This is a genomic window from Actinokineospora spheciospongiae (genome assembly GCF_003182415.1).
Classification (GTDB): Bacteria; Actinomycetota; Actinomycetes; order Mycobacteriales; family Pseudonocardiaceae; genus Actinokineospora; species Actinokineospora spheciospongiae.
This window is the reverse complement of the sequence record NZ_QHCP01000017.1, coordinates 72,555-96,373: the sequence shown is the minus strand read 5'-3', so window position 1 is coordinate 96,373 and position 23,819 is coordinate 72,555. Positions and strand designations below refer to the sequence as shown.

21 protein-coding genes are annotated in these 23,819 nt (G+C 72.5%); 7 read left to right on the top strand and 14 right to left on the bottom strand.

The window, feature by feature from the left end; genetic code table 11:
* Positions 1-324: 324 nt before the first annotated feature.
* Positions 325-1,806 (bottom strand): FAD-dependent monooxygenase, encoded by a 1,482-nt coding sequence (locus tag DFQ13_RS30930; RefSeq protein WP_110082359.1) that lies wholly within the window; start codon positions 1,804-1,806, stop codon positions 325-327.
* Positions 1,807-1,869: 63 nt separating this feature from the next.
* Between DFQ13_RS30930 and DFQ13_RS30925 the strand changes: the two genes are divergently transcribed.
* Entirely contained in the window at positions 1,870-2,457 is a 588-nt protein-coding gene (locus DFQ13_RS30925) for a TetR/AcrR family transcriptional regulator (RefSeq protein WP_035285517.1), read from the top strand.
* 146 nt (positions 2,458-2,603) lie between these two features.
* On the opposite strand, the gene DFQ13_RS30920 is transcribed toward DFQ13_RS30925, so the two are convergent.
* Positions 2,604-3,167, bottom strand: a complete 564-nt coding sequence (locus tag DFQ13_RS30920) for a TetR/AcrR family transcriptional regulator (protein WP_035285519.1) — start codon at positions 3,165-3,167, stop codon at positions 2,604-2,606.
* 72 nt (positions 3,168-3,239) lie between these two features.
* Between DFQ13_RS30920 and DFQ13_RS30915 the strand changes: the two genes are divergently transcribed.
* Both DFQ13_RS30915 and DFQ13_RS30910 read left to right on the top strand, forming a co-directional pair.
* Positions 3,240-3,938 (top strand): SDR family oxidoreductase, encoded by a 699-nt coding sequence (locus tag DFQ13_RS30915; protein WP_110082358.1) that lies wholly within the window; start codon positions 3,240-3,242, stop codon positions 3,936-3,938.
* Positions 3,935-4,900, top strand: a complete 966-nt coding sequence (locus DFQ13_RS30910) for an amidohydrolase family protein (protein WP_233438665.1) — start codon at positions 3,935-3,937, stop codon at positions 4,898-4,900. The genes DFQ13_RS30915 and DFQ13_RS30910 overlap by 4 nt, the downstream gene beginning before the upstream one ends.
* An 84-nt stretch (positions 4,901-4,984) precedes the next feature.
* Here DFQ13_RS30910 and DFQ13_RS30905 read toward each other — a convergent pair whose 3' ends face one another.
* Positions 4,985-5,641, bottom strand: coding sequence for a hypothetical protein (locus DFQ13_RS30905; RefSeq protein ID WP_110082357.1), 657 nt, complete (start codon positions 5,639-5,641; stop codon positions 4,985-4,987).
* Between the two features lie 279 nt (positions 5,642-5,920).
* Here DFQ13_RS30905 and lysA point away from each other — a divergent pair, with 279 nt between their 5' ends.
* Complete coding sequence (lysA, locus tag DFQ13_RS30900) at positions 5,921-7,216, top strand: diaminopimelate decarboxylase (protein ID WP_110082356.1); 1,296 nt, start codon at positions 5,921-5,923, stop codon at positions 7,214-7,216.
* On the opposite strand, the gene DFQ13_RS30895 is transcribed toward lysA, so the two are convergent.
* From DFQ13_RS30895 to DFQ13_RS30860, 8 genes are all read right to left on the bottom strand, one after another.
* Complete coding sequence (locus DFQ13_RS30895) at positions 7,217-7,750, bottom strand: PH domain-containing protein (protein ID WP_161784492.1); 534 nt, start codon at positions 7,748-7,750, stop codon at positions 7,217-7,219.
* A gap of 168 nt (positions 7,751-7,918) precedes the next feature.
* The gene (locus DFQ13_RS30890) at positions 7,919-8,596 is read right to left on the bottom strand and encodes a response regulator (RefSeq protein ID WP_035285531.1); all 678 of its coding nucleotides are present in this window, start codon (positions 8,594-8,596) and stop codon (positions 7,919-7,921) included.
* Positions 8,593-11,070, bottom strand: coding sequence for a sensor histidine kinase (locus tag DFQ13_RS30885; RefSeq protein ID WP_110082355.1), 2,478 nt, complete (start codon positions 11,068-11,070; stop codon positions 8,593-8,595). The genes DFQ13_RS30890 and DFQ13_RS30885 overlap by 4 nt, the downstream gene beginning before the upstream one ends.
* Positions 11,060-11,602, bottom strand: coding sequence for a potassium-transporting ATPase subunit C (locus DFQ13_RS30880; RefSeq protein WP_110082372.1), 543 nt, complete (start codon positions 11,600-11,602; stop codon positions 11,060-11,062). The genes DFQ13_RS30885 and DFQ13_RS30880 overlap by 11 nt, the downstream gene beginning before the upstream one ends.
* A gap of 5 nt (positions 11,603-11,607) precedes the next feature.
* Positions 11,608-13,584 carry a potassium-transporting ATPase subunit KdpB gene (gene kdpB / locus DFQ13_RS30875; protein ID WP_233438663.1) on the bottom strand — a complete coding sequence of 659 codons (1,977 nt, stop codon included), beginning with the start codon at positions 13,582-13,584 and terminating at the stop codon, positions 11,608-11,610.
* 74 nt (positions 13,585-13,658) lie between these two features.
* Positions 13,659-15,272 carry a potassium-transporting ATPase subunit KdpA gene (gene kdpA / locus DFQ13_RS30870; protein WP_110082353.1) on the bottom strand — a complete coding sequence of 538 codons (1,614 nt, stop codon included), beginning with the start codon at positions 15,270-15,272 and terminating at the stop codon, positions 13,659-13,661.
* Entirely contained in the window at positions 15,272-15,367 is a 96-nt protein-coding gene (kdpF, locus tag DFQ13_RS30865; RefSeq protein ID WP_063935990.1) for a K(+)-transporting ATPase subunit F, read from the bottom strand. Before kdpF ends, kdpA begins: the two co-directional genes overlap by 1 nt.
* Before the next feature lie 240 nt (positions 15,368-15,607).
* On the bottom strand, positions 15,608-16,462 hold the full coding sequence (locus DFQ13_RS30860; RefSeq protein ID WP_233438662.1) for an exodeoxyribonuclease III: 855 nt from the start codon (positions 16,460-16,462) through the stop codon (positions 15,608-15,610).
* Between the two features lie 122 nt (positions 16,463-16,584).
* On the opposite strand from DFQ13_RS30860, the gene DFQ13_RS30855 reads away from it, so the two are divergent.
* From DFQ13_RS30855 to DFQ13_RS30845, 3 genes are all read left to right on the top strand, one after another.
* A complete protein-coding gene (locus DFQ13_RS30855; protein WP_233438661.1) occupies positions 16,585-17,220 on the top strand; it encodes an HNH endonuclease family protein in 636 nt (211 codons plus the stop codon).
* Between the two features lie 445 nt (positions 17,221-17,665).
* Positions 17,666-19,207: an ArnT family glycosyltransferase gene (locus DFQ13_RS30850; protein ID WP_110082351.1), complete on the top strand. Its 1,542-nt coding sequence runs from the start codon at positions 17,666-17,668 to the stop codon at positions 19,205-19,207.
* A 114-nt stretch (positions 19,208-19,321) separates the two neighbouring features.
* The gene (locus DFQ13_RS30845; RefSeq protein WP_110082350.1) at positions 19,322-20,422 is read left to right on the top strand and encodes a glycoside hydrolase family 3 N-terminal domain-containing protein; all 1,101 of its coding nucleotides are present in this window, start codon (positions 19,322-19,324) and stop codon (positions 20,420-20,422) included.
* Between the two features lie 158 nt (positions 20,423-20,580).
* On the opposite strand, the gene DFQ13_RS30840 is transcribed toward DFQ13_RS30845, so the two are convergent.
* The 3 genes from DFQ13_RS30840 to DFQ13_RS30830 form a co-directional block, all read right to left on the bottom strand.
* Positions 20,581-21,018 (bottom strand): MarR family winged helix-turn-helix transcriptional regulator, encoded by a 438-nt coding sequence (locus DFQ13_RS30840; protein WP_219994712.1) that lies wholly within the window; start codon positions 21,016-21,018, stop codon positions 20,581-20,583.
* A 59-nt stretch (positions 21,019-21,077) separates the two neighbouring features.
* Positions 21,078-21,827 (bottom strand): siderophore-interacting protein, encoded by a 750-nt coding sequence (locus tag DFQ13_RS30835; protein WP_233438660.1) that lies wholly within the window; start codon positions 21,825-21,827, stop codon positions 21,078-21,080.
* 71 nt (positions 21,828-21,898) lie between these two features.
* The gene (locus DFQ13_RS30830) at positions 21,899-23,740 is read right to left on the bottom strand and encodes a DUF2637 domain-containing protein (protein ID WP_110082348.1); all 1,842 of its coding nucleotides are present in this window, start codon (positions 23,738-23,740) and stop codon (positions 21,899-21,901) included.
* Positions 23,741-23,819: the final 79 nt, after the last annotated feature.

Genomic DNA, 23,819 nt, shown 5'->3' with positions numbered 1-23,819 from the left:
AAGAACCACAACCAACTCCACGGCATCGACACCCGCGCCCTCCTGCGCGCCGTGACCACCGACCTGCTCACCCGCTAGCCCCCGCACGGCGGGCGTCCTTCACCGGTGACCTCTCCGCCTTCCCCACCGATGCGGACAACGCCGCGTAGACGGGGACGGCCACACCGCCTTCTTCAACGACCCGACCACCCGGGATGCCGCCGTGTCGTTCCTGATCACCGGGCAACCGCGCTGAAGCCCGGCGAGATCACCGACCTGGCCGACCTGGCCACGCACCCCGTACGGGGCCGGAACAAGCCGCAGTCGCAGAAGGCGCCAACCGTCCTACGCGACAGTGCGGATGGGGTCGGCTTTTCCGCAGAAGGCGGCCAGGTACGCGGTGACAGTGGCTGCGTCCTCCGTGCGGTGTCCGATGTGGCCGTCCGGGCGGACCAGGACGAACTCACCGTCGCGCGCCTGGTACGCCGAGCGTGCCGCCGCGTGCGGGTCGAGCAGGTCGGTGCCGATCGAGTGGGCGTTGACCCCGGCGATCTCGGGCAGTGGGCCGCCGCCGAACCGGTAGAGCGTCCAGTCGCCGCCGCGCTGCAACTCGAACAACCGCACCGGGCGTCCGTCGGGCCGGGCGCAGGTGGCGTCGGGGCTGCGGTCACCCGGGTGCGGACCCGCACCGTTCCAGGCGGGGCTGAGCGGGCCGCCGCGGTAGGTGATCCCCAGGCCGGACATCGCGTCGAAGTCGGACACCTCGAACTGCGCGAAGCGCGTCAACAGTTCCCTGGACAGGCCCAGAACCGCCGCCGCCACCGGCAGCCGCTCTTGTTCGTAGGTGTCCAGCAGGAGTTCGGGTGCGCCCCGCAGGACCGAGGCCAGCTTCCAGCCGAGGTTGATCCCGTCGTGGACGCCGGTGTTCATGCCCTGCGCCCCGGCAGGCGCGTGGACGTGGGCCGCGTCTCCGGCGAGCAGGACGCGCCCGACGCGGAAGCGGTCCACCATCCGCTCGTTGTAGCGCCACCGCGACGTCCAGAGAGCTTCGCGGAGGGTCACGACTCCCGGGCCGCACGCGTCGTCGACGAGCGCCTGGAAGGTGGCGAGGGTCGGCTCGACGTCGCCGTCGCTCTCGTTGATCTCGGCTTGGAGCACGAACGAGTCGGTCTCGGGCAGCGGCACCAGCGACAGGCGTTGACCGCCGGAGCGGCGCCGGGCGTGCCACCAGTCGCGGTCGACGCCGTCGAGGCGGAAGTCTCCGAGCAGCATCTGCTGTTCTTCGCGGGTCACGCCGAGGAACGACACCCCCGCGAGCTTGCGGACGGTGCTGGACCCGCCATCCGCGCCGATGAGCCAATCGGCGCGCAGGTGCTCGCCGGAGGAGAGTTCGACGGTGACGCCGTCCTCGCCGGGCCGCATCCCGGTCAGGCGTGTGCCGAACTCGACGCCGACGCCGTATCCCGCGAGCAGGGCGCGCAGGGTTTCCTCCAGCCGCCACTGCGGCAGGACCATCGAGCGGGTGAACGGTGTGGTCGGCGCCTGGTCGGCCCCCTTGCCCATGTCGTGCTCGTGCACGGTGCCGTCGGGGTCCACGCGGCGGATCACCAGGCGCGACCGGCCCGCGGCGAGCAAGCGCCCTGCCACCCCGAAGCCGTCCAGGAGTTCGAGCGTGCGCGGCTGCACGCCCTTGCCGCGGCTCCCGACCTGCGGTCGGGATCGGGCTTCGACCAGGCGCACCCGCACACCTCGGCGAGCCAGGGTGGCCGCGGCGATCAGGCCGGTCGGGCCTGCTCCCACGACGAGAACTTCGACAGTGGCGGTCATGCCCCCAACGTAACACTAACACGTTAGTTTTTCATAACACGTTAGTCTTGTTACCCTGGTTCGATGGACTCGCAGGTGGGGCGCCGTGAGCGCAAGAAGGCGGCGACGCGGAGCCACATCGCGGAGGTCGCGCTGCGCCTGTTCGCGGAACACGGGTACGACGAGGTGGGCCTGCGCGACGTGGCCCGGGAGGCGGACGTCGCCGTGACCACCGTGTTCGCGCACTTCTCGTCGAAGGAGGCGTTGGTCTTCGACGAGGATGAGACCCACGAAGAACAACTGGTCGGCGCCGTGGTGAACCGGAGCGCCGACCAGTCGCTGCTCGACGCGCTGCGCGCCCAAGCCCTGCACTCGGCCCAGTGGTTCCGGACACCGAAGTCCACCACGTTCTGGGCCCTCGTCGAGAGTTCGGCCGCGCTGCGCGGCTACGCCGCCCACATGCGGGCGCGGCACGAGCAAGCCCTCGTCGCCGCCATCGCCGCGGACCCCCAGGCGCCCGCGTCCGCCATCGCCTGCCGGGCACTCGCCCGCTTCGCCCTGGACGTCCACTCCCTGGCCAGGGACGCCCAGGACCCGACTGCCGCGGTCGAGGAATCCTTCGACCTCATCGAGCACGGCTTCGCGTCCGCGATCGGGCGAGGCGGCAGGTGAGGTTCCCCGAGAGCCCGGGGTCTTTCCAGGCATGGTCCGAGAGGGCCTGAAGGGAGTCCTTCGAACCGCCGTCGATCGACACCCGCTGGACTGACGCGACGCTCTCGGAGTCGATCCGCGGAGGTGGCAACGGTGGGCCGACGCCCTCAGGGCGCGGTGGGCCCGTCCCCGTCGACCTTCAAGGTCTCCACCAGCCAGGGGCGCACGACCGCCCGGATGTCCTCCGCGGAGATGCGGGTCAACGCGTCCAGCTTGAGGAAGTGCCGCGCGACCGTCAGGCCGAGGATGCCCGCGACGGCGAGACCGGCGCGCAACTCGGCGTCGGGGGCGTCACTGGCGCGCGCGAGGTTGCGGGTCCGCTCGTCCAGGAACGCCTTCATCGCCGCCGTGGCCTCCGGTGCGGTGAGCATGGACCGCACCAGGGCGCGGGTCTCGGGGGGCGGCTCGTCGAGGCGGACGTCGAGCACGTCGAACAGGTGCTGCTCGATGTCGTCGACCGCCCCGTCGTCGAGTTCGATCGCCACCGCGAACAGGGCGGCCTTGGACCCGTAGTGCTGGATGACCAGCGACGGGTCGACCCCGGCGCGCTGCGCGATGGCGCGCACCGTCGTCGCCTCCAGGCCGCGCTCGCCGAACTCGGCCTGGGCGGCTTTGCGGATGCGTTCGGCGGTGGCGGCCCGCTTGGCCGCGCGGGTCGTGGGTTCGTTCACAGCGCTCACTCTACAACCGTTGAGCGAGTCTGGTAGTTTCGCTCAACAGAGCATGAGCGAAAGGGGCTCTTCATGGCTGACAAGCACACCGAGGTCCTGCTGATCGGCGCCTCGCGCGGTCTGGGCCTGGCGATCGCCGCCGAATACCTCGAGCGCGGGTCGCGGGTCGTCGCCACCGTCCGGGGCGACGGGCGCACCGCGCTGCACGACCTGCGCGACGGCGCGGACGGGCGGCTGGAGATCGAGCACGTGGACATCACCGACGAGGGGCAGGTGGGAGCACTGCGCGAGCGCCTGGCGGAGCGGTCCTTCGACCTGCTGTTCGTCAACGCGGGCGTGACGAACGCGCGCGAGGAGACCAGCGCCGACGTGAGCACCGAGGTGTTCACCCGGCTGATGCTCACCAACGCGCTGAGCCCGTTGCGCGTGGTCGAGGCACTGGGCGAGCTCGTTCCCGCCGACGGGACCATTGCCGTCATGTCCTCCAAGCAGGGCAGCGTCGCCAACAACGAGCGCGGCGATTTCGAGATCTACCGGGCCAGCAAGTCGGCGCTCAACCAGTTGATGCGCAGCTACGCGGCACGCCACCGCGACGACCCGCGCACCCTGCTGCTCCTGGCGCCCGGCTGGGTGCGGACCGAACTCGGCGGGCCCGACGCCACCCTCACCGTGCGGGAGAGCATCCCGCGGCTGGTGTCCGTTGTGGACTCCCAGCGCGGGCGCGGGGGGCTGCGGTTCCTCGACTACCGCGGTGAGGTGGTGGCGTGGTGAACCCGCTGATCGCGATCGAGGAGCACTGGATGTCACCGGAGCTGGCGGCGGCGCTGGCCGGGCGCGACGACAGCCTGGCCTTCAACGAGCGCGGCGACACCGCCCAGCGCCTCGCCGACCTCGACGCCGGGCGCATCGCCACCATGGACGCCCAGGGCATCGACGTCTCGATCATCGCGCTGACACCACCCGGCACCCAGGCGCTGCCCGCCCACGACGCCGTGCGGCTGAGCCGGGCCGCCAACGACGCCGCCGCCGAAGCCGTGCGGCGCAACCCGACCCGGCTGCGCGCACTGTCCACACTGCCGATGTCGGCACCGGAGGCCGTGGCGGCCGAACTCGAACGCGCCGCCGACCTCGGGCACGTCGGCACGATGGTCTACGGCCGCTCCGGTGACCTGCTGCTCGACGACCCGGTCTACGAACCGTTCCTCGCCACCGCCGAACGCCTGCGGCAACCGGTGTTCATCCACCCCCAACTCCCCTCACCGGCACAGCGCGACGCGGCCTACCGGGGGTTCGACGCCACCACCGACCTCGCCCTCGCCACCTTCGGCTGGGGCTGGCACGTCGACGCCGGGCTCGCCGCCCTGCGGCTGATCCTGCGCGGCACGTTCGACCGGCACCCCGACCTGCGGATCGTGCTGGGCCACTGGGGCGAACTGCTGCCGTTCTGGCTCGACCGCGCCGACAGCCTGTCGCGCGTCGCGGGCCTGGACCGGACGGTGTCGGACTGCGTGCGCACGAACGTGCACCTGACCGCGTCGGGCATGCTCAACCCCGCCCTGCTGCACCACGTCCAGACCGTGACGACGCCGGACCGGTTGATCTTCTCCACCGACTACCCGTTCCAGCAGCCGACCCGCACGGAGATCTCGGCGTTCCTCGACCTCTTCCCCGACGACGAGCGCGCGCTGTTCACGACGCGCAACGCGGCCTCGTTGTTCGACCTCGACCTCTGAGGAGGGGAACGCCGAGGTGGGCGGGTCGGGCACGACCGCGTGCGACCGGGTCCGGGGACCCGGTCGCACAACCGGTCAACCGGGTCAGGCGCAGGTCGCGGGGTCGACGGCGAGCACCGGGTCCGTCCGGGGACGACCGGTGAACTCGACCGTGTCCCGCGTGGTCAGCGCGCCGTCGCGGAGGGTGTGGGCGGTGCGGGTGCCGGAGTAGGTGAGCTGGTCGGCCGGGGCGCCGAGGTCGTCGGCCTCGGCGGCGACGGTGTCGAAGGTGCGGGCCTCGTCGTCGGCGGTGCAGCGGTAGCCCAGGTGGGTGGCGACGCCGCCGCCCTCGGCGAAGGAGAAGGGCTGGTTGTCGTCGCCGACGACCTGGCTCAGGGCGTGGCCGTCGAAGTGCACGGCGGTGAAGTGGGTGGTGTTGGCGCCGACGGACCGGGTGACGACCAGTTCGGCCCGGCCGTCGCCGTTGAGGTCGGCCACGCGCGGGGCCTCGAAGGGGGCCGTGCTGTCGGCGGGGAGGGTGATCGAGGCGCGGACCCCGTCCACCGTCGCCCAGATGACCTGCTCGTGATCGCCGGTCAACTGGGCGTTGACGCTTTCGATCTCCCCGTCGCCGTCCAGGTCGGCGACCGTGGTGACCGGGTCCGCGAGCGGGGCGGCCCCGGCCGGGACGACGGTGGCCAGGCCCAGTGCGGCGGCGAAGCCGGTGATGGTGGCGGTGCGGATGAGTCCGGTGCGGTCCATGAACTCTGCCTTCCTCTCCGTGTGGTGATTTCTTGCCCGGAAGTGCTGACATGGAGAAAGACGGCCACGGACGGGAAGGGTGCAGTGTCGGTGTGATGTGTCACACGCGTGCAACCCATGATTTCCCGCCTGGGGTTTCACCCTCGTGTCGTCCGGGTCACCCCACCGTCAGGAACGCGACAAGATGAGCCGCCCCGGCGTCAAGGTCGCATTGCGACAGTCGCCGGGGGACGGGTCGCGGGCGTGTGCTGTCGGCAGGCACACGGAGGAGGGAACACGGTGACACTGGCGGAAATACTGCCCAGCCTGGGCGCGCTGGACCCGCTGCCGCGCGGCGGGTTGTGGCCCGAGGGCACCCGGGTCGGCCCCGACGGGGACCTGCTGGTCGGCGGGGTGTCGATGAGCGGGGTGGCGGCCCGGTTCGGCACCCCCTGCCACGTCCTGGACGAGCCGCACGCCCGGGCCCGCGCCCGGGAGTTCCGGGCCGCGCTGCCCGAGGCGGAAGTGCTGTTCGCGGGCAAGTCGTCCCCGGTCCGCGCGGTCTACCGGTGGATGGCGGAGGAGGGCCTGTCGCTGGACGTGTGCTCGGCCGGGGAGGTCGAGGTGGCCAGGGCGGCGGGGGTGCCCGGCGCGCGGGTGCTGCTGCACGGCAACGCCAAGACCGACGACGACCTCAAGGCCGCCCTGGCGCACGGCGTCCGCCGGATCGTGGTGGACTCCCCCGCCGAGGTCGACGCGCTCGGGGCGCTGTGCCCGGCCGGGCAGGAAGTCCTCATCCGGGTCATCCCCGGCGTGGACGCACGGACGCACCGCGCGATCACCACGGGGGTCAGCGGCCAGAAGTTCGGCGTGGCCCCGGAAGCGCTGCCCGCGGTGGTCGACCGGATCGCCGCGCACCCGAACCTGCGCCTGGTCGGCCTGCACTGCCACATCGGTTCCCAGGTGGGCAGGGTCGCGGCGTACGAGGAGGCGGTGCGCCGGATGGTGTCGCTGTTCCCCGGCCCGCTCACCACCCTGGACCTGGGCGGCGGCTTCGCGGCACCGTACCGGCCGGGTGAATCCACCTTCGACATCACCGGCCTGGCCAACCGGGTGCGCATCGCCCTGCGCCAGGAGTGCGCCGCCCGGCGCCTGCCCGTGCCGAACCTGCTGATCGAACCGGGTCGCGCGGTCGTCGCCAACGCGGGCCTCACCCTGTACCGGGTCGTGGCGGTCAAACCCGGGTTCGTCGCGGTCGACGGCGGCATGAGCGACAACCCCCGGCCCTCCCTGTACGGCGCCCGCTACGCGCCCCGGCTCATCGGCCGCGCCAGCGGCGCCCGCCGCGTCCCGACCGCGGTCGTGGGCCGCCACTGCGAGGCCGGGGACCTCATCGCCGAGGACGTCGCCCTGCCGCAGGACGTGCACCCCGGCGACGTCCTCGCCGTCCCCGCCACCGGCGCCTACCACTACGCGATGGCCAGCAACTACAACATGACGCCTCGCGCGGCGGTCGTGTCGGTGCGCGACGGGCACACGGACCTGCGGGTCCGCCGGGAGACGGTCAGCGACCTGCTGCGCCGCGACCTGGGCTGATCAGGTGGAGAACCAGCACACGAGAAGGGCGGCGGCGTAGAGCGCCAGGAACGGCAGCGGCGTCAACTCGACCGACCTCGTGACCGCGAGGTCGGTCGGGTCGCCCGCCCGCTGCGCCGCCTCGATCTCCCTCGCCAGCAAGCGCTGCTGCGGGTTGCCCCGGAGGTTCCCCGCGATCGACCACCCGGCGGCGGCGGGGCGCACGTTCGCCGAGCCGCGCACGTGGATCAGCACGTCTTCCTTGGCGACGACGGCGATCACCGCCGCCCAGGGGATGCGGTGGCGGAGGGCCATGTTGACGACCTCCAGGCCGGTGCTGCGCACGACCACCCGGGACTGGCCCGCGGCGAGCCACATGCCCCAGCAGGCCAGCGACAGGACGAGCGTCGCCTGGGCCATGTAGGAGAAGCCGACGCCCTCCGGCGGGTTGACCGCGAGCCACAGGGTTCCCGCGGCTGTGCCGATCACGCAGGCGATGGCGAAGCGGTGTTCGAGCTTGCGCCGCACCACGGTGATGACCTCGCCGTCCCGCATCGGCATTCCTCCTGCTGCGCTGTCGGTCGGGTTCTGCCGGTGGGGTCGGACACACGCCCCACGGCCCGAACAGCCTCGCACGTGATCGCCACCCGAGCACACCCCGTCTGCGCAGCCGGGCAGGCGTTCGCGGGGTGCCCGCCCGCCGTGTCGGGTGGGTGGGTGGGGTCAGGGTTGGAAGCGGTAGCCCATGCCGGGTTCGGTGATCAGGTGGCGGGGGTGGGCCGGGTCGCGTTCGAGCTTGCGGCGCAACTGGGCCAGGTACACCCGCAGGTAGTGCGTCTCGGCCGTGTAGGTCGGGCCCCAGACCTCCGTCAGCAGCCTGCGCTGGGCGATGAGGTGGCCCGGGTTGCGGACCAGGATCTCCAGGATGCCCCACTCGGTCGGGGTGAGGTGGACCTCCGCGCCGTCGCGGTGGACCCGTTTGGCGGTCAGGTCCACCGTGAAGGCTTCTGCCTCGACCACGGGTTCGCCGCCGGGGAGGTGGGTGGAGCGGCGGAGGGCGGCGCGGAGGCGGGCGAGGAGTTCGTCCATGCCGAAGGGTTTGGTCACGTAGTCGTCCGCGCCAGCGTCGAGGGCGGCGACCTTGCGGGTGGAGTCGGTGCCCGCCGAGAGGACGATGATGGGGACCGGGTTCCAGCCGCGCAGGCCCGTGATGACGTCGACGCCGTCGAGGTCGGGGAGGCCGAGGTCGAGCAGGACCAGGTCGGGGCGGTTGTCGGCGGCGAGGTCGAGGGCGCTGCGGCCGGTGTGGGCCACCAGCACGTCGTAGCCCCGGGCGGCCAGGTTGATCCGGAGGGCGCGGGCGATCTGCGGTTCGTCGTCGACGACGAGGACGCGGGTCACGACGTCACCACCGGCAGGGACACCACGACGGTCAGGCCGCCGCCGGGGGTGTCCTCCAGGGCGATGTCGCCCGCCATGGCCTCGACGAAGCCCTTGGCGACGCTGAGGCCGAGGCCGGTGCCGCTCACCCGGTCCCCCAATCGCCGGAACGGTGCGAACACCACGTCTCCCGTCTTCTTCGGCAGGCCGGGGCCGGAGTCGGTGACCCGCAGCTCGACCCGCGACCCGTGGGCGCTGGCCCGCACCGCGACCCCGGTGCGGCCGTGGCGCAGGGCGTTGTCGACCAGGTTGGCCACCACCCGCTCCAGCAGCCCCAGGTCGGCGAGCACCAGCGGCAGTCCCTCGTCGACGTCGACGGTGACCGCCGCGCGTTCGTCGATGCCCGCCAGTGCCCGGGCGACGACCTCGTAGTACCCGACCGGGCGCAGGGTCGGCCGGACCGTGCCGGTGGCGAGGCGGGTGGAGTCGAGGAGGTTGTCGACCAGAGCGGTCAGCCGGTCGGCCGATTCCTCCACCGTGGCCATGAGTTCTCCGGTGTCCTCTTCGGACAGGGTCAGCGACCGGTCGCGCAGGCTGCCGATGGCGGCCTTGATGGAGGTGAGCGGGGTGCGCAGGTCGTGGCCGACCGCCGAGAGCAGTGCCGTCCGCAGTTCGGTGTCCGCGGCCTTGCGCTGGGCCTGCGACTTCTCCTCGGTGAGCTGCTGCTGCCGCAGCGCCAGGAACGCCTGACCCGCCGCCGCGGCGAGCACCCGCTGGTCGTGCGCGGGCAGGGCGCGTCCGCGCAGCACCAGCCGCACGTCCTCGCGCACCGGCACGTCCGCGTCCGGGTCGCCCTCGCACGCGTCGCCCGCGATCCGCACCCACCCGGTTTCGCGCCACTCCTGCAACGCGACCGCCTCCAGGGCGAAGTTCTCCCGCACCTTCTCCAGCAGCCGGTTCACCGGGTCGGGGCCTGCGAGCACGGTCCTGGCGTAGGAGGCCAGCAGCGCCGCCTCGGTGCGCGCCCTGGCCGCCTGGGTGGCCAGCCTGCTCGCCCGGTCCACCACGACCGCCACCAACCCGGCCACGACCACCAGCGCGATCAGCGCGACCACGTTCTCCGGGCTCGCCACCAGCAGGCTGCGGTAGGGCGGGGTGAAGAAGTAGTTGAGCAGACCCGCCGCCAGGAACGCCGAGAGCAGCGCGGGCCACACGCCGCCGAGCACCGCCACCGCGCAGGTCGCCAGGATGAACGCCGCCAGGTCCGTCGAGTACCCCACCGACTCCTGCCACAGCAGCCCCAGCAGGGTCACCAGCCCCGGCAGGGCGATCGTGGCGACCCACCCCAGCGGCCTGCCTCGGCGCGCGGGCCGCGCCCGGGTCCGCCGGGCCCGCGGGTGGGTGACCATGTGCACGTCGATCGAGCCGGAGGCGGCGATGACGGCCGCGCCGATCCCCTCGTCGAACACCCTGGCCAGCCGTGGGCGGCGCGAGGTTCCCAGCACGAGTTGGGTGGCGTTGACGCCGCGGGCGAAGTCCAGCAGCGCCGTCGGCACGTCGTCGCCGACCACGGAGTGGAACGTGGCCGACAGGTCCAGGGCGGTGCGGCGGCACCCGGCGAGCGCGTCCGGTGCCGCCCCGGCCAGGCCGTCGCCGCGCAGCACGTGCACCACCAGCAGGTCCGCGCCCGCGCGCAGCGCGATCCGGCGGGCGCGGCGGATCAGCGTCTCGCTCTCCGGGCCGCCGGTGACCGCCACCACGACCCGCTCGCGGGCCTCCCAGGTGTCGGTGATGTCCTGCTCGGCCCGGTAGCGCTGCAACGCCACGTCGACCTGGTCGGCGACCCACAGCAGCGCCAGTTCGCGCAGCGCGGTGAGGTTGCCGACCCGGAAGTAGTTGCCCAGCGCGGCGTCGACCCTGTCCGCGGCGTAGACGTTGCCGTGGGCGAGCCTGCGCCGCAGCGCCTGCGGGGTGAGGTCCACCAGCTCGATCTGCTCGGCGCGGCGCACCACCTCGTCGGGCACCGTCTCGCGCTGCGGCACCCCGGTGATCCGGGTGACGACGTCGTTGAGGGATTCCAGGTGCTGCACGTTGACCGCGGACAGGATGTCGATCCCCGCGTCGAGCAGTTCCTCGACGTCCTGCCAGCGTTTGGCGTTGCGCGAACCGGGGGCGTTGGTGTGCGCCAGCTCGTCGACCACGGCCACCTCCGGTGCCCTGGCCAGCAGGGCGTCGAGGTCCAGTTCCCCGGCGCCGGGGCCGCCCGGGCGCCGGGGCAGCACCTCCAGGCCCGCGACCAGCTCGGCGGTCTTCTCCCGGCCGTGCGCCTCGACCAGCCCGACCACGACGTCGGTGCCGCGCTCGCGGCGGCGGCGCGCCTCGCCCAGCGCGGCGAACGTCTTGCCGACACCGGGCGCGGCCCCGAGGTAGATGCGCAGCTCACCGCGCTTGACTCGCTCCACGCCCCGAGTCTGCGCGCCCTGCTCAGCCACCATCGGTCAGGGCCCGGTTCAGGGCGGTGACGTTCACCGTCACCTCGCCGACGAAGCCGAGACCGCGCCGGGAGGTGTGCTCGGCGACCAGCTTGCGCACCCACCGCTCGGACAGGCCGCGTTCCCGCGCCACCCGGGGAACCTGCAGGTCGGCGTAGGCGGGGCTGATGTGCGGGTCGAGCCCGGAGGCCGACGCGGTCACCGCGTCCTGGGGCACCCGGTCCTCGGCCACGCCCTCGCGTCGGGCCACCTCGGTGCGGCGGTCGGCCACCACACTGTCGTAGTCGGGGTTCACCTGGGACTTGTTGGAACCACCCGATGCGGGCAACGTCGCGGCGGACGGTCGCAAGTGGAACCAGCCGTCGCCTTCCCGGGCGACACCCACCAGTGTGGTGTTGACGGCTTCGGCGTTGTCGTGCAGGCCGGGGAGCCTGCTGACCGCCCACACGCCCGCCGGGTAGAGGACGCCGGTGATCACGGTCAGCACGAGCAGGAGGCGCAGCCCGGCCAGGGCCTGCTTGACGAGAGTGGACACGCGGGTCACCCGATTCCGGGGATGAGTCGGACGAGGAGGTCGACCAGCCAGATCCCGAGGAACGGCGTGGCGATGCCGCCGACCCCGTAGACCAGCAGGTTGCGCCGCAGCAGCGCGCTCGCCCCGGAGGGCCGGTAGCGGACACCGCGCAGCGCCAGCGGGATGAGCACCACGATGATCAGCGCGTTGAACACCACCGCCGACAGGATCGCCGACTCCGGGGTGGCCAGCCGCATCACGTTGAGGCCGCCGAGTTGCGGGTGGATCGCGGCGAACATCGCGGGCAGGATCGCGAAGTACTTGGCCAGGTCGTTGGCCACGCTGAACGTGGTCAGCGCGCCCCGGGTGATCAGCAGTTGCTTGCCGATCTCCACGACCTCGATCAGCTTGGTGGGGTCGGAGTCCAGGTCCACCATGTTCCCGGCCTCCTTGGCCGCGGAGGTGCCGGTGTTCATCGCCACGCCGACGTCCGCCCTGGCCAGCGCCGGGGCGTCGTTGGTGCCGTCGCCGGTCATGGCGACCAGCCGCCCGCCCTCCTGCTCGGCGCGGATGAGCGCCAGCTTGTCCTCGGGCTTGGCCTCGGCGAGGAAGTCGTCCACCCCGGCCTCGGCGGCGATGGCGCGGGCGGTCAGCGGGTTGTCGCCGGTGACCATGACCGTGCGGATGCCCATGGCGCGCAACTCGGCGAACCGGGCGGCCATGCCGGGCTTGACCACGTCGGACATCCGGATCACACCCAGCACCCGGTCGCCGTCGGCCACCACGAGCGGGGTTCCGCCCCGGTTGCCGATGTCGTCGACGATCGCGGACGCCTCGGCGCTGAGCGCGAACCCGCTCGCCGCGCCCTTGCGCACCGCGCGGCCGTCGAGGTCGATGCCGCTCATCCGGGTCTGCGCGGTGAACGGCACGAACTCGCCGGTCTTCTCGTGCTCGGAGGCCTCGGCGGGCAACCCGTGGCGCTCGGCGCACAGGTCGATGACGCTGCGCCCCTCCGGGGTGCCGTCGGCCAGGCTGGACAGCCGGGCGGCGGCGGCCAGCTCGGCCAGGTCCGCGCCGTCCACCGGGTGCAGGTCCGTCGCGCGCCGGTTGCCGAAGGTGATGGTGCCGGTCTTGTCCAGCAGCAGGGTGTCGATGTCCCCGGCGGCCTCGACGGCCTTGCCGGAGGTGGCCAGCACGTTGCGCTGCACCAGCCGGTCCATGCCCGCGATGCCGATCGCCGAGAGCAGCGCCCCGATCGTGGTCGGGATCAGGCAGACCAGCAGCGCGGTCAGCACGAGCACCGACTGCTCGCCGCCGGAGAAGATCGCGAACGGTTGCAGCGCCACCACGGCCAGCAGAAAGATGATCGTCAGCGTGGAGAGCAGGATCGTCAACGCGATCTCGTTCGGCGTCTTCTGCCGCTGGGCGCCCTCCACCAGCGCGATCATCCGGTCCACGAAGGACTCTCCCGGCTTGGTGGAGATCCGCACGACCACCCGGTCCGAGAGCACGGTGGTGCCCCCGGTGACCGCGCAGCGGTCCCCACCGGCCTCGCGCACGACCGGCGCGGACTCCCCGGTGATCGCGGACTCGTCGACCGAGGCGATGCCCTCGACCACGTCGCCGTCGCCGGGGACCACCTCCCCGGCCTCGACGACCACCCGGTCACCGACCCGCAGTTCGGTGCCGGGCACCCGCTCCTCGGCCCCGTCCGCGCGCAGCCGCCGCGCGACGGCGTCCTGCTTGGTGCGCCGCAGCGAGTCGGCCTGCGCCTTGCCGCGCCCCTCGGCGACGGCCTCGGCCAGGTTGGCGAAGAGCACCGTGAACCACAGCCACACCGCGACGGTGACGGTGAAGGTGTTCGGGTCGCCGACCGCGAACGCGGTCACCAGCAGCGACCCGACCCAGACCACGAACATGACCGGGTTGCGCACCTGGTGGCGCGGGTGGAACTTGCGCAGGGCGTCCGGGAAGGACTCCAGTAGCTGCCCGGGGCTGAACACCCCGGCCGACACCTGCCGCGCCGGGGCATCGGCGGCGGCAGGCGGGGTTTCTACGGTTGTACTCGCGGTGGTGTTCACAGCATCGCCTCCGCGATGGGTCCGAGGGCGAGGGCGGGGACGAAGGTCAGCGCGGCGACGAGCACGACGGCCCCGCCGAGCAGCCCGGCGAACAGCGGCCCGGTGGTGGGCAGCGTCCCGGCGGTGACCGGGGCCCTGCGCTGCGCGGCCAGCGAACCGGCCAGCGCCAGCACGGCGATGATCGGCACGAACCGCCCGAGCGCCATGCACACCCCGAGGGATGCCTGGAACCAGTCGCCGGTGGCGGTGAGGCCCGCGAACGCGCTGCCGTTGTTGTTCGAGGCGGACGCGTAGGCGTAGAGGATCTCCGAGAGCCCGTGCGCCCCGTCGTTGCCGAGCGCACCGGGCGTCGACGGCAGCACGGCGGCGATCCCGGCGCCGACCAGCAGCACGGTCGGCATGGCCAGGATGGACAGGGCGGCGGCGGTCACCTCGCGGCGGCCGAGCTTCTTGCCCAGGTACTCCGGGGTGCGGCCGACCATCAGCCCGGCGAGGAACATGGCGATGACCGCCATGACCAGGATGCTGTAGAGGCCGGTCCCGACCCCGCCCGGCGTCATCTCCCCGAAGAGCATGTTGAGCAGCGCCCCACCGCCGCCGAGGCCGGAGAAGCTGTCGTGCGCGGAGTTCACCGCACCGGTGGAGGTGGCCGTGGTCGTGTTGGCGAACAGCGCGGACCCGGCCACGCCGAACCGCAGCTCCTTGCCCTCCAGCGGGCGCACGCCGCTCGCTTCTGCCGCCCAGATCAGGGCCAGCACGGCGGTCCAGAGCGTGCCCATGACACCGAGCAGCACGTACCCCTGCCTGCGCTCACCCACCATCGTGCCGAAGGTCCGGGTGAGGGAGACGGGGATGACGAGGATGAGGAACAGCTCGACGAGGTTCGACCAGGCGTTGGGGTTCTCGAAGGGGTGCGCGGAGTTGGCGTTGAAGACGCCGCCGCCGTTGGTCCCGAGTTCCTTGATCGCCTCCTGGCTCGCGGTCGGCGCCTGGGCGACGGTCTGCCCGTCGACGGCGACCCCGGACTTGAAGCTCATGGTCACGCCGGTCACGACCAGCACGAGCGCGAACGCGAACGCCACCGGCAGCAGGATGCGCAGCGTCCCCCTGGTCAGGTCGACCCAGAAGTTGCCCAGCCGGTCGGTCTTGACCCGCACGAACCCGCGCACCAGGGCCATTGCCACCGCCAGGCCCACGGCGGCGGAGACGAAGTTCTGCACGGTGAGCCCGACGAGCTGCACGCTGTGCCCCATCGTGTTCTCCGGCACGTAGGACTGCCAGTTCGTGTTGGTCACGAAGCTGATCGCGGTGTTGAACGCCGTCCCGGGCTCGACGTTCCCGCGCCCGAAGTCGAACGGCAGCCACGACTGCACCCGCTGGAGCAGGTACAGGAACCCGACCCCCACCGCCGAGAACCCGACGACCCCGAGCGCGTAGGTCGACCACTTCTGCTCGGTGCCCGGGTCCACGCGCACCACCCGGTAGATCGCCCGCTCCACGGCGGAGTGCTCGGTGCGCTGGTAGACCCGGGCCATGTGGTCACCGAACGGCCGGTACACGACCGCCAGGGCCACGACCAGCAAGGCGGCCTGCGCCACCCCGGCCCACATCAGAACTTCTCCGGCCGGATGAGGGCGGCGAAGAGGTACCCGAGCAACCCCGCCGCGACGATCCCCCCGACCACGTTGCCGACCAAGCCGCTCACAACCGCTCCAGCCCGCGAACGGCCAGAGCCAGCCCGACGAAGACAACGACGATGAGCACCGCGTAGGCCAGGTCAGCCACGCCGCACCCCTCTCCGAACCGGTGCCCACCCCGCTGGCGGGCACGCCGGGAGGAGCGTGCAGCAGATCCGTGCGGTCGCCGCCGGGCCTGACGCCGTCTTGACGACGCCACCGGCGATCTTTACGCGATCCTGACCCCCGACCGCACCGGCCGGATCACCTCATCGGGGGACCTTCCCGCCGCGCCGGGGTACGGCGACCGACGGGGGCGGGACCATCGGGCCGACGTCGCCGTCGGGGGCCTCGTCGAGGTCCAGGACGACCGGGGCGTGGTCGCTGGGCTTGGTGCCCTTGCGGGCGGCCCGGTCGACCCAGGCGGCGCGGCGGCGGGCGGCCACGGGGGTGCCCGCCAGGATCAGGTCGATGCGCATGCCCCGGTTCTGGTGGAACATGCCCGCCCGGTAGTCCCAGTAGCTGAACACCGTCTCGGTGGGCCAGCGGTCGCGGACCACGTCGTGCAGGCCCAGGTCCAGCAGCTCCCGCAGGGCGGCCCGCTCGGCGTCGGTGACGTGGGTGTGGCCCTCGAACGCCGCCGGGTCGAACACGTCGGCGTCGGCGGGGGCGATGTTGATGTCACCGCAGACCACGGCGGTGTCGACGTCGGCGGCGACGGTGTCGCGCAGGGCGCGCAGCCACTCCAGCTTGTAGCGGTAGTGGTCGGAGTCGGGGCTGCGGCCGTTGGGGACGTACAGGGAGTGCACGCGCAGGCCACCGCAGACGGCGGAGACCGCGCGGGCCTCCTGGTGCGGGAAGCCGGGGCCGCCGGGCAGGCCGCGCACGACGTCGTCGAGGCCGACCCGAGACAGCAGGGCCACCCCGTTCCACTGGCCCTCGCCGTGGCTGGCGATCTCGTAGCCGCGCGCCGACAGGTCGTCGGTCAGCAGTTCCAGGAAGGCGTCGTCGGCGAGCTTGGTCTCCTGCAGGCAGACGACGTCCGGGGCGCGCTCGTCGAGCCAGGGCAGCAGGCGGGGGACGCGCTGCTTGACGGAGTTGACGTTCCAGGTGGCGATCCGCACCCGCCCGACCCTAGTGCGGCCCGCCGGGACCGGCTCGGTGGTGGGGCGCCCCCGTTCACCCGATGGTCGGGCGCCACCGACAATCATGTGCGAAGCGTGACGAGGAAGTGGAGGGACCTGCGGTGGCCAAGCGCGGGAAGACGACCTGGGTGTCGCTGGTGGTGGCCCTGGTCGTGCTGGTGGTCGGCATCTGGTGGTCGCAACTGGACGAGGGCACCCCGACCGGGGCGGACGCGCAGCGGGCGATCGACCAGTTGGCGAAGCTGACCGTGGCCGTGGAGGACACCGGCCTGCCCTACAACCGCGAGGACTGGCCGCACTGGTCGGCCCAAGGCGACGGCTGCGACACCCGCGAGGAGGCGTTGAAGGCCCAGGGCAGGAGCGTGCGGACCGACGTCGAGTGCAAGGCGATGGAGGGCACCTGGACCAGCCCGTACGACGGCGCCACCATCACCGACGCGCGCCAGACCGACCTCGACCACCTCGTGCCGCTGGCCGAGGCCAACCGCTCCGGCACCCGGGGCTGGACCCGCGAGCAGCGCCGGGCCTTCGCCAACGACCTCGACCAGTTGATCGTGGTCTCCGCCCGCAGCAACCGGCAGAAGGGCGACCAGGACCCCGCCCACTGGCTGCCCGACGCGGCCTATGGCTGCGACTACGCGGTCCGCTGGGTCCTGGTGAAGGCGAAGTACAACCTGACCGTGGATCAGGCCGAACACGACACCCTGGCGTCGCTGCTCTCCCGCTGCCCGCGCTGACCCCTACTTGATGAACAGTTCCGTACACCAACGGCGCGTTATCCCGCAAACGCATTCCGAGCAGCGGAAATACCCGCCCGGAAATTGCGGGACGCCAAGATCGGACACATCACCGGCAGATAAATCGAAGATTTTTCACCTTCAACCATCTCGGATTGAACCCCAGGTCCGACCAGGTACGCAGAGTTATCCGAACCACGACCCGCGAGTCCGATCGTCGCCCTGCGTAGCGGTCAGGCATCTTTGTCAAACGCACGACACATTCTCATCCACACTTTGGCGCACCGGTACAGTTGTCGCGGATTCGCCATGAGCGGCCCACGACACCGATTGTGAACAAATCCCGCAAATTGTGCCCCCGCTATTTCCGATCACGGCGCCGATCTTCTAGATTGACCGCACCGGTGAATGGTCCGATCCGGGGTGGACAGTCGAGGAGGAGTGGATGAGCGCGACCGAGGAGCGGGCGCAGGCGCGACCGCCGGCCGTGCCGCTCGAGCCCGCGGTCCCCCCGGTGCGGTGGGGTCCGCTGCTGTCGCTGGCGGCGGGCGTCGGGGTGCTCCTGCTGCTGGTCAGCGGCCGCTACGGCCACGACGGCGACGAGATGTACTTCGTCATCGCGGGCGGGCACCCGTCCTGGGGCTACGTCGACCAGTCGGCGCTCGTGCCGCTGCTGGCCAAGGGCATCGACCTGCTGTTCCCCGGCAACCTGCTCGCCCTGCGCACCCCGTCCGCCCTGGTCACCGCCGTCGGCGTGGTCTTGGCCGGGCTGATCGCCCGCGAACTCGGCGGCAGGCCGCGCGCCCAACTGCTCGCCGCCGCCGCGTTCGGCGCGGCCCCGTTCGTGCTCTGGACCGGGCACCTGCTGGCCACCACCACCTTCGACACCACCCTGTGGGCGGCGATCACCTACCTGGTCACCAGGTGGGTGCGCACCCGCCAGGACCGGCTGCTGCTGGCCGCCGGGCTGTGCACGGCGGTCGCGCTGCAGATCAAGTACCTGGTGCCGATCCTGTGGGTGGCCATCGGCGTGGCGGCCCTGTGCACCGGCCGCGGCGACCTGCTGCGCCGCCCGCTGCTGTGGGTGGGCGCCGGGGTCACCGTGGTCACCGCGCTGCCGGGGCTGCTGTGGCAGAACGCCAACGGGTGGCCGTACGTGGCGATGCTGGACGCGGTCAGCGCCGAGCAGGACTCGTTCCAGGGCGGCCGGGTCGGGTTCTCCGCCTGGTTGGCCCTCTACATCGGCCCGCTCGGGCTGGTGCTCGTGGTGCTCGGCATCCGCAGGCTGCTGCGCACGCCGCCGTACCGGTTCCTCGGCGTCGCCCTGCCCGTGCTGTTCGTGCTGATGCTGGTGTTCAACGGGCGCCCCTACTACCTGGTCGGACTGTTCCCGCTGGGGTTCGCCGCGGGTGTGGTGGCGTTGCAGGACCGCGGGCCCGCCTGGTGGCGGCGGCCGTGGGCGTTCGGGCTGACCGGGGTGCTGGGCGCCATCGCGGTGGTGTGCCTGCTGCCGGTGGTGCCGCAGGGCATCGTCGAGCGGCACCCGGCGCTGGTGCCCAACCCGCTGCTGCGCGGCCAGGTCGGCTGGCCCGCGTTCACCGAGGACATCGGCGACATCTACCGGTCGCTGCCCCCCGAGCAGCGCGCCCACACCGTGGTCATGGCCGACGTCTACCCGCACGCCTCCGCCCTGGCCTACGAGGGACCCGCCCACGGCCTGCCGCCGGTCTACAGCGGCCACCGCGGCTTCTGGTTCTTCGGGGCACCACCGGACGACGCCACCACCGCGATCATCGTCGGCGGCGACCCGGGCTTCCTCCGCGCGCACTTCCGCTCGGTCCGGGCGGTCGGCCGCGCCGACGACCACTCCAGCCTGGAGAACGTCGTCCTGCGCTCCCCCACCGTCTGGCTGGTGTCGGACCCGGTCCGACCGTGGTCGAAGACCTGGCCGGAGTGGCTGCACATGAACATCGACGACGACCAGTGACCCCTGACGGCCCACCGCACCGCCGAGGGCCGTTGGGCTGAACCTTTTTGTGAATGATTGACCAATCGCATCCGGGTCTCGTTGACTGGAGACCCGGGTGCGAGGAGGTCGGCCATGCGGACACCGATGCGGCGCAGGTGGGGGGCGGGTTCCGCGGTGGGCCTGCTCCTGACCGCGGCACTGGCCACCCTCCCCACCGCCTCCGCGGCACCGGCGCTGACCACCCGGCAGTTGGCGGGCCAGCGGGTGGTCTACTCCTACCCCAGCCTGACCCCGCCGCAGAGCCTGCTCGACCGCATCCGCGCGGGCGAGGCCGCAGGCGTGATCTTCTTCGGCGAGAACATCTCCGGCACGCCCCAGATCGCGGGCGTCGTCGCCCAACTCCGGGCCGCCGCCGCGCAGAGCCCGGTCCCCGCGCCGCTGCTGCTGATGACCGACCAGGAGGGCGGGCAGGTCCGCCGCCTGCCCGGCGCGCCGCTGCTGTCGCAGAAGCAGGTGGGCGCCCAGGGCACCACCGCCGCCCGCGACGCCGGGACCTCGGCCGGGCAGAACCTGCGCGGTGTGGGGATGAACGTGAACCTGGCCCCGGTGGCGGACGTGTACCGCACCCCCGATGACCTCATGGACCAGTACGGCCGCTCCTACAGCACCGACTCGGGCACCGTCGGCGTGCTCAGCCGCGCCTTCATCCAGGCCCAGCAGGCCACCGGCGTCGCCGCCACCGCCAAGCACTTCCCCGGGCTCGGCCCCGCCGGGACAGCGGAGAACACCGACCTGCGCCCGGTCACCCTGACCACGTCCCTGTCGGACCTGCGCACCAGGGACGAGCCGCCCTACGACCTCGCCGTGTCCGCCGGGGTCAGGCTGGTCATGCTCTCCTGGGCCGTCTACCCCGCCCTCGACGCCTCCCGCCCCGCGGGCCTGTCCCCCACCGTGGTCCGCGACGAACTCCGCCGCGACCGCGGCTTCCAGGGCGTCACCATCACCGACGCCCTGGAAGCGGGCGCCCTCCAGCCCTACGGCACCACGGGCAACCGCGCGCTCCTCGCCGCGGCGGCGGGCATGGACCTCATCCTCGCCTCGTCCCGCGACACCACCCAGGGCGACCAGGTCCTCGACGCCCTCGCCACCGCCTACACCACCGGAACCCTCGACCGGCAGGCGTTCACCGCCGCCACCGACCGCGTGCTGACCCTGCGCGGCTCCCTGCCCTGACCCGCGGCCACCCCGGCCCCGTGACCAACCCGACTCTGTGGACAACTCGGCCCTGTGGACAACTCGGCTCCAGCGCGGCGGAACTGTCGCCCCCGCGTGCTTGGATCGATTCGGAGGCTGCTCTGAACGCCCAGGGAGAACTCCCCGCCCGGTTTCCCTTACGAGACGCCGGATTCGCCCAGTTTGTTCAGCAGTTCGGTCAGCCGCACGACGTCCTCGCGGTCCCACTCCGCCAGCGAGGCGCGCCAGCGGTCGCGCTGCTCGGTCAGCAGCGCCGTCAGTCCTGTGTGGCCGGACGGGGTCAGCCGCAGCAGCCGCGCCCTGGCGTCGGTGCTGTCGACCACGCGCTCCAGCAGCCCCAGGCGGACCGCGGCGTCGACCTGCCTGCTCAGCGTCGACTTGTCCAGCGAGAGCCTGCTCGCCGCCTCGGACATGCGCAGCGACCCGGCGTGCAGCACCAGGACCAGCAGCGGGTAGACGGTGGGGTCCAGGCGGGGGTGCAGGGTCCTGGCCGAATCCCGCACCGACGCCCGCGCACGGCGCCACAGGGCGGTGAGTTCGGTTTCGAGGCCGGGCAGGACGTCTTCGGTGGGCAAAGCCGGGAGCCTCATTCCACGGTGTAGTGGCACTGGCCCCCGATCCTAGTCCGATCGGCCTAGACGGGGTCTGTGCGCTTGGCCGCTTGGAACTCCGGTTCGGCCATGCCCCTGCGCCAGTACCCGGAGATCGACAGCCGGTCGACCCCGGCCAGGACCTTGCGCAGGTCGCGGATCACGTAGGTCTCACCGTGGACGAAGGCGTGGCCCGACCCCGCGGGCAATTCCAGTTCCTCGACGGCGGAGACCAGCGTCCCGGCGGGCACCCAGCGCAGGTCGAGCCGGGCGTCGGTGAGGAACTTCTGCTCGTCGGCCGGGTCCTGCACCTCCAGGACCGCGAGGGCCACGGCGGTGGCGGGCAGGGACTCCAGGGCCGCGCCGATCGCCGGGAAGGCCGACGCGTCCCCGACGAACAGGTGCCAGTCGGCGTCGGCGGCCGGGGAGTAGGCGCCGCCGGGGCCCTGGAAGGAGAACTCGGTGCCCGGCTGGACCGAGGCGGCCCACGGACCCGCCAGGCCGACGTCGCCGTGGTAGACGAAGTCGATCGCCAGCTCCGAGGGTTCGCGGCGGCGGATTGTGTAAGTGCGGGTCACGACCTTGCCCTGGGCGCGCAGCTCGGCGACGTCCACGCCCTCCGGGCGGCCCTCGGGGAAGAACAGCAGCTTGACGTAGTTGTCGGTGAACCCGTTGTCCGGCACCGCGGCCAGGCCGGGCCCGCCCGCCCAGACGCGCACCATGTGCGGGGTGATCCACTCGGTGCGGGTCACGGTGAGGGTGTGCACCGGGCGGGTGCGCTGTGGAGCAGACACGACGAGGCCTCCCAGAAGACTTAGGTAAGCCTAAGCTACTCCTGGGAGGCCCCGGTGCGCGAGTGCGATCGCTAGCGCGACTGATCGATGCTGGTCAGCTCCGCGGTCCGGACCGAGCGACCGCGGGCGTGGGTGACGCGCCACAGCGTGGTGATGCTCTGCAACGGGTGCAGGAACCAGCCCCACGCGCCGATCACCGGCAGCGAGCGGGCGACCCGGCCGCGGGCCCGGCGCTCGCTGCGCGAGTGCCAACCGATGTGCAGCTCGAAGAGCAGGATGCCGACGGCGGCGGGAGCGGCGAACATGATCGACGCCTCGATGCCGTAGCCCTTGCCCGCGGCGTGCTCCCAGTTCAGGTACACACTGCCCGCGAGCAGGAGCAGCAGCGCGATCCGCGGCCCGGCACCGGAGTACGGCGAGAGCGCGTAGCGGTGCGCGAGCCCGGCCACGATCAGCGCCGACGCGTCGAACACCAGCGACACCACGGCCGCCAGCGGGGTCGGGATGCTGAACCCGCGGGCGTACTCGAACAGCGACCACCAGGAGATGCCCATCGCGGCGATCAGCACCACGATCCAGGCCATGTTCGCCGACCAGGACAGCACGACCGGCACCCGGGGCAGCGCGGGCGGCAGCGGCTCCGGGTCGACCGGGGCGGCCATCCGCTCCGCGTGCGCGGTCACCGGCTCCGCGGGCGGCTCGGGGGCCTCCGCGACGACCAGGTCCTTGCCCACCCGCTCCTCCGGTCCAGCCTCGGTGGTCGCGGCCTCGGCCTTGCCCGCGTCGTCCGCGCCGCCCTTGTCCGTGTCGCCCTTGGCCGCCTCGCCGGGCACCTCGACCTGGTCCAGCCAGGACAGGTCCGGTTCGACGGTGTTCGCCTCGACGGTGGCGGCGGTGTCGGCGTCGTCGCGGACCGGGGTGAAGGTGACCAGGGTCGGGGAGTCCTCGTCGGCGGCGGCGCGCTTGGCCGGGTCCACCTCGAAGATCTGCGTGGCGTCCTCGGCGTCCGCCTTCGGGGCGTCCGCTCTGCCCGATTCGACCGCAGTGTCCATGTTCTCTGTGCTGTCCTTGTCTGCCAGGGTGTCCACGCCGGGTGCTGCTGCCCCGCCCTCGTCCGACCGCTCGACGACCGCCCCGCCGCTGCCCGCCGCGGTGGCGCCGTTCGCGGTGGCGCCGTTCGCGGGAGCACTGTTCGCGGGAGCACTGTTCGCGGGAGCACTGTTCGCGGTGCCGCCGTCGGTGGCGCCGTTCTTCGCGGCGTCCCGCGCGGCCTTGGCCGCGGCGCTGCGCGCCGCCGCGCCGGTCAGGCGCTTCGCCTTCTTGCCACCGGTCGAGCCTTTGGCACCCGCCGCGCCGTTGGTGGCCGCTGCGCCGTTGGAGGCTGTCGAGCCGTTGACGGTGGTCGACCCCGCGGCGGCCGAGCCGTTCGCGGCGGCCGAGCCGTTGGTGGTCGACCCGCTGGTGGCGGTCGCGCCGTTGGGGGCCGCCGAGCCGTTCGCGCTGGTCGAGCCGTTCGCGGCGGCCGAACCGTTCGCGGCCGAACCATTCGCGGCCGAACCGTTGGTGGCGGCCGACCCGTTGGTGCCGTTCGCGCCGGTCGTGCCGCCGGGGGCGGCCGAGCCGTCGGTGCCGCCGGAGCCGGTGCGCAGCGCGTCCAGCTCGGCCAGCAGGCCGGGGCTGAGCGCGACGAGGTCACCGGTGTCGCCCACCTGGTGCTCGCGGCGCCAGGTGTCGATCACGTTGGTGGCGTACGACCGGGCCGTGGTCACCCCGTAGGTGTCCAGCCACTGCTGGACCTCGAGGGTGGTGGGCGGGTCGACGTGCTCGCAGGCGTAGCGGATCTTGTCCGCGATGGTGGCACGCCCGGCCAGGGCGACGGCGTGGGCGGGGTCGATGGCGCTCTCCGGACTCACCTGCGCGGTCCTCCTGGATATAGACGGCTGACGAGTGGGGCGGAACTGCTTTTGAGTACGTGCACTGTGTCGGACGGGT

Coding starts and splice junctions, on each gene's coding strand:
- DFQ13_RS30930 (WP_110082359.1), bottom strand. CDS start 1,806: ATGACCGCCACTGTCGAAGTTCTCGTCGTGGGAGCAGGCCCGACCGGC.
- DFQ13_RS30925 (WP_035285517.1), top strand. CDS start 1,870: ATGGACTCGCAGGTGGGGCGCCGTGAGCGCAAGAAGGCGGCGACGCGG.
- DFQ13_RS30915 (WP_110082358.1), top strand. CDS start 3,240: ATGGCTGACAAGCACACCGAGGTCCTGCTGATCGGCGCCTCGCGCGGT.
- DFQ13_RS30905 (WP_110082357.1), bottom strand. CDS start 5,641: ATGGACCGCACCGGACTCATCCGCACCGCCACCATCACCGGCTTCGCC.
- DFQ13_RS30895 (WP_161784492.1), bottom strand. CDS start 7,750: ATGCGGGACGGCGAGGTCATCACCGTGGTGCGGCGCAAGCTCGAACAC.
- DFQ13_RS30885 (WP_110082355.1), bottom strand. CDS start 11,070: ATGGTGGCTGAGCAGGGCGCGCAGACTCGGGGCGTGGAGCGAGTCAAG.
- kdpA (WP_110082353.1), bottom strand. CDS start 15,272: ATGTGGGCCGGGGTGGCGCAGGCCGCCTTGCTGGTCGTGGCCCTGGCG.
- DFQ13_RS30850 (WP_110082351.1), top strand. CDS start 17,666: ATGAGCGCGACCGAGGAGCGGGCGCAGGCGCGACCGCCGGCCGTGCCG.
- DFQ13_RS30845 (WP_110082350.1), top strand. CDS start 19,322: ATGCGGACACCGATGCGGCGCAGGTGGGGGGCGGGTTCCGCGGTGGGC.